The organism is Pararhodobacter sp. (genome assembly GCF_034676075.1).
Classification (GTDB): Bacteria; Pseudomonadota; Alphaproteobacteria; order Rhodobacterales; family Rhodobacteraceae; genus Pararhodobacter.
Genome location: NZ_JAUCCQ010000190.1, coordinates 1 through 4,800, shown reverse-complemented (window position 1 = coordinate 4,800; position 4,800 = coordinate 1). Strand labels below are relative to the sequence as shown.

At 66.2% G+C, this 4,800-nt stretch carries 2 protein-coding genes; both read right to left on the bottom strand.

From position 1 onward, the window contains the following. A partial coding sequence (locus tag VDQ18_RS22805; protein WP_323023150.1) for a hypothetical protein occupies positions 1-235 on the bottom strand: 235 nt, incomplete at its 3' end. A gap of 3 nt (positions 236-238) precedes the next feature. Beyond that, positions 239-4,600, bottom strand: a complete 4,362-nt coding sequence (locus VDQ18_RS22800; RefSeq protein ID WP_323023149.1) for a strawberry notch family protein — start codon at positions 4,598-4,600, stop codon at positions 239-241. Between the last annotated feature and the right edge of the window lie 200 nt (positions 4,601-4,800).

Here is a 4,800-nt window from a genome sequence, read left to right as displayed (position 1 = left end):
GTTCACGCCACCGCAACATAACCCGCGCCGCAACATGTTCGGTGAACTTGCCGGCAGCGCCTGGCCCGGACGCGGGCCCGGTCAGGCGCACAAAGAGCGACCGGCCGGGATTGTTCTGCAGATCGCCCACGATCCAGTAGGACCCTTCCCGCCGCCCGGCGGGAAGGTAGGCGCGACACACGCTCTCTGCGTTTTCCGCCAGAGCGCGGATCACATTTTCGGTCTCGGAATACATGGCTCAACACCCTCCGCGTTCATGTAGTCCCGTGACAGGACAACGTGCAAGCAGGCGGTCCAGTACGGCGATGCCGTTTGAGTCCGTCGGGCAGAAGAGACGCAGCTTCCAGCTGATGATCTCCGGGAAGAAGCCATCGGCCTTGAGCCGGTCCTTGGCGGCTTCCGTGAAGCCGGAAAGCTCGATCCGGTTCACGCCCATGACACGCGAGCGGTAGAGTTCCATTCCCTCGGAGAGCCGCACGACCGTCGTGCCCTCGAGAACGAGGGCACGGATCTGCGCCGCCGTGAGTTGCGGCGCGTCGCTGGCCAGCGTGGTCGCGACCCAGGCGGGAGAGACACGGCGACCGATGATGCGCTGGCCGTCATCGGTCTGCAGGCGGTAGACGCGGGTTTCGTCCTGGGGGAGCTGCTTCCAGATCGGCAGCAAGAGACCCGCCACGATGTGCAGCGTGTATTCAGACAACTCCGGCACCTCGGCCAGTTCCGCAGTCCAGGCGGCGGCAAAGGCCGCGCGGTCGGCTTCGAGCCAGTGGGTGTCGTCCATGATCTTGGCTGGAACCGTGCTCGCCTCGGTCGGTCGGATCAGACGCAGCCGCGGCTCAATGGTGCCATCATCCAGCATCAGGCTGGTGGCGGGGACCTGAACAGCCACGCGGCCCGAGCGGCTGTTGACCAGCAGGCGCGCTTTCGGGTCTTCGAGCCAGTCCAGCGCATCCGCGAGGGACGTCGGCGTGTTGCGCCGCTTTTCCGCGATGGTCAGCAGCTGGGTTTCCGCACCGGAGCCGGGATGGGTGTAGATTACGCGCGCATTCGTGACACGGAAGCTTTCGGCGCGCAGCGTCTCGAGGCCGAGGTCGTAGACACCGGCCGCGATGGCGCCCTCGATCCGTTGGTCGAGAAGCTCCTCGAAGGCCGAGAAGAGCACGGCCTGCATGTCGATCGTCAGCGCCAACAATCGATTTAGGAAGGTCGTGATCGGCGGCAGGTCGTCCTTCAGCCCATTGTCATCGGTCAGGCTGAGGCCGGTGGCATCTTCGAAAGCCCCGAGGGAGCAGCCGGTGACATCGCCGCGATAGATGCGGCGGTAAAGCTGGCGAAGCGCATCGCGGGCGTAGGGCGACTCGAGGTTGTCCCCAGGCCGGAACAGCCCCTGCCCGCCGGTCTGGCGCTGGCCGCGCGTGATAGCACCAAGCGTGTCGAGGCGGCGGGCGATGGTCGAGAGGAACCGCTTTTCCGCCTTCACATCCGTGGCTACCGGCCGGAAGAGCGGCGGCTGCGCCTGATTGGTCCGGTTGGTGCGGCCCAGGCCCTGGATGGCGGCATCGTCTTTCCAGCCGGGCTCCAAGAGGTAATGTACCCGCAGCCGCTGGTTCTTCGCGCCGAGATCGGCGTGATAGCTGCGCCCCGTGCCGCCTGCATCGGAAAAGATCAGGATGCGCTTCTGGTCATCCATGAAGGCGGCGGTTTCCGCGAGGTTGGCCGACCCCGCCCGGCTTTCCACGACAAGGCGCGCAACGTGCCCCTCGCCCTTCCTCACGATGCGGCGCGAGCGGCCTGTGACCTCGGCCACGAGATCGGTGCCGAAGCGCTGGACGATCTGGTCAAGCGCCCCCGCCACTGGCGGCAGTGAAGCCAGCTTTTCGATCAGCGCGTCGCGCCTGCGGGCGGCTTCGCGGCACTCGACCGGCTGGCCATCCCTTACGACGGGCTTGGAAGACAGACTGCCCTCGCTGTCGGTGAAGGGCTCATAGAGCTGCACCGGGAAGGAATGGGCGAGGTAGTCCAGGACGTATTCCCGCGGCGTAATGTCGACGCGGATGTCGTTCCATTCGTCGGTGGGGATTGCCGACAGGCGGCGTTCCATCAGCGCTTCGCCCGTCGTGACGATCTGGATGACGCACGCATGGCCCGCTGTGAGATCGTCCTCGATGCTGGAAATGAGGGTGGGGGTTTTCATGGAGGTCAGCAGATGGCCGAAGAAGCGCTGCTTGGCGGATTCGAAAGCCGAGCGCGCTGCGGATTTGGCCTGGCGGTTCAGCGTGCCGCTGTCGCCTGTGATGTTGGCGGCCTCCATCGCGGCGGCGAGGTTGTTGTGGATGATCGCGAAGGCCCCGGCATAGGCATCGTAGATGCCGCGCTGCTCGGGCGTCAGCGCATGTTCAAGCATCTCGTATTCGACGCCATCGTAGGAGAGGGACCGGGCAGTGTAGAGGCCGAGGGACCGCAGGTCGCGGGCCAGCACCTCCATAGCTGCGACGCCGCCAGCCTCGATGGCGTCGACGAATTCAGCGCGGGTGGCGAACGGAAAGTCCTCCCCGCCCCAAAGTCCGAGGCGCTGCGCATAGGCGAGGTTGGGGACCGTCGTCGCCCCCGTGGCCGAGACATAGACCACACGGGCATTCGGCAGCTTGTGCTGCAGGCGCAGGCCCGCCCTGCCCTGCTGCGACGCCTCGGTGTCACCGCGCTCGCCCTTCGACCCGGCGGCATTCGCCATGGCATGGCTTTCATCGAACAGGATCACCCCGTCGAAATCTGCGCCCAGCCAGTCGACGATCTGGTCAACACGGGACTTTTTTGCGCCCCGCTCTTCGGAGCGCAGGGTGGCGTAGGTGGTGAAGAGAATGCCCTCAGAAAGCGGGATGTCGCGACCTTGGGCAAAGCGCGACAGGGGCGTGACGAGCAACCGCTCTTGGCCGAGCGCAGACCAGTCGCGCTGCGCGTCCTCGAGAAGCTTGTCGCTCTTCGAGATCCAGAGCGCCTTGCGACGGCCCTGGCACCAGTTGTCGAGCAGGATCCCGGCCGACTGGCGGCCCTTGCCCGCACCGGTGCCGTCGCCAAGGAAGAAGCCACGTCGGAAGCGGACGGCGTCAGGGGCATCATCGGGTACGGCCGAGACCATGTCGCCGGTTTCATCGACGGTCCACGATCCGGCGAGATAGGCGCCATGTGCCTCGCCAGCGTAGATGACTGTCTCCAGTTGCGCGTCAGAGAGCAGGCCGTTGTGCAGAACGGCCGCGGGGAGTTTCGGGCGATAGGAGGGTTTCGGGGGCGCGACGGACGCCATGGCCGCCGACTGCACCAGATTGGTCGGGTGCGTGGCCGCGCCGGGGATGTCGATCGCCTGCAGGCGGAAGGTCTCATAGATCGCGTCCGACAAGCGCGCAGCGCCGAGATCGTCCGTCGCTCGGCGTAGGGTATAGGCCAGATCCTCCACATCCGGCGTGGTGACATGCACATCCATCTTGGCCGCTGCCGTCGAACGCAAAGGTCGAGCGGCGGGGCCGGAGGAACGGCCGGGAATTCCCCGGAAAGAGGAAATGGGCTGGGAGCATGCGCCCACACCCTCACCCAACTCGAGGCGTGGAGGGACCTCGGCGGTTATCCTGGTAAGGAGGTGGGCCACATCGGGCGAGATGGACCGTGCGAGATCGGCGTTGATGCCGCCCGGCTCACCGCCCCGGCACTTGTCGAAGACCGAAATCCGCGTCTCGAAGCTGGTGCCATGCTTGGCGAAGGCGGCACCGGACACCGCACCCGTAAAGACCAGATGCGCGGTCTCGGTCAGGCGGGCAAAGGTTTCCGCCCAGGCGGGCGCATCTGGCGCGAATCCGGCGCCTGTGATGGCAACCAGCCGTCCACCGGGGACCAAGCGCGCGAGGGCAGAGCGCAGATGTCGGGCCGTCGCCTCGGTCGACCGACCATCGACATTGGCCACGGCCGAGAAGGGCGGGTTCATCAGGATGACGCTAGGGCGAAATCCTGCGTCGAGGTGATCGTCGATCTGCGCGGCGTCGAAACGGGTGACAGGACGCCCCGGAAAGAGGAGGCGCAGAAGGTCGGCGCGGGTGTCGGCCAGCTCGTTCAGCGCGAGACTGCCGCCCGCGATCTCGGCGAGGATCGCGAGAAGCCCGGTCCCGGCCGAAGGCTCGAGGACCAGGTCGCGCGGCGTGATCTGCGCCGCCGCCATTGCAGCGAGTCCCATAGGCAGCGGCGTCGAGAATTGCTGGAAGCGCTCCATTTCCTCCGAGCGCCGGGTGTGCGTCGGCAAGAGACCCGCCACCTTGGCGAGGATCGGCAGCAGGGCAGCGGGCGATCCAGCCCGGCCCAGAAGCGCGCGGCCGAATTTCCGCAGGAAGAGGACCAGCGCCACCTCGCCCGCCTCATAAGCGAGCTTCCAGTCCCAGGCGCCATCGGCATCGGAGCCGCCAAAGGCGCGCTCCATCTCCAGCCGCAGACGCAGCGCGTCGATCTGGAAGCCTTGGGCGAGATCGGGCTGCAGAGCCTCGGCCACGGCGAGGATCGCGGGCGCGGGATCACAAGACAGGACAGGAACGGGAGACGCAACGGGTGCGAGATAGGTCATCGGGAAACTCCGGAATGAGGGACAGGATCAGCCCCGGACGCCCTCTCTCGGGCACCCTCAGGCCTGATCTTCCCCCGCCCCTCTCTCCCTCTCGAACCGAGGCATTCCGGTTGCTTGGCTTGATTTTGTTCCCGTTATGTTCTATATTGAGGGTCAAGCCAGCAAGGGAGTTTCCCGATGGACAGCACCACGCATGCCCT

Bases quoted from the DNA above. Each gene is read 5' to 3' on its own strand.
- VDQ18_RS22800 (WP_323023149.1), bottom strand. From the start codon at position 4,600: ATGACCTATCTCGCACCCGTTGCGTCTCCCGTTCCTGTCCTGTCTTGT.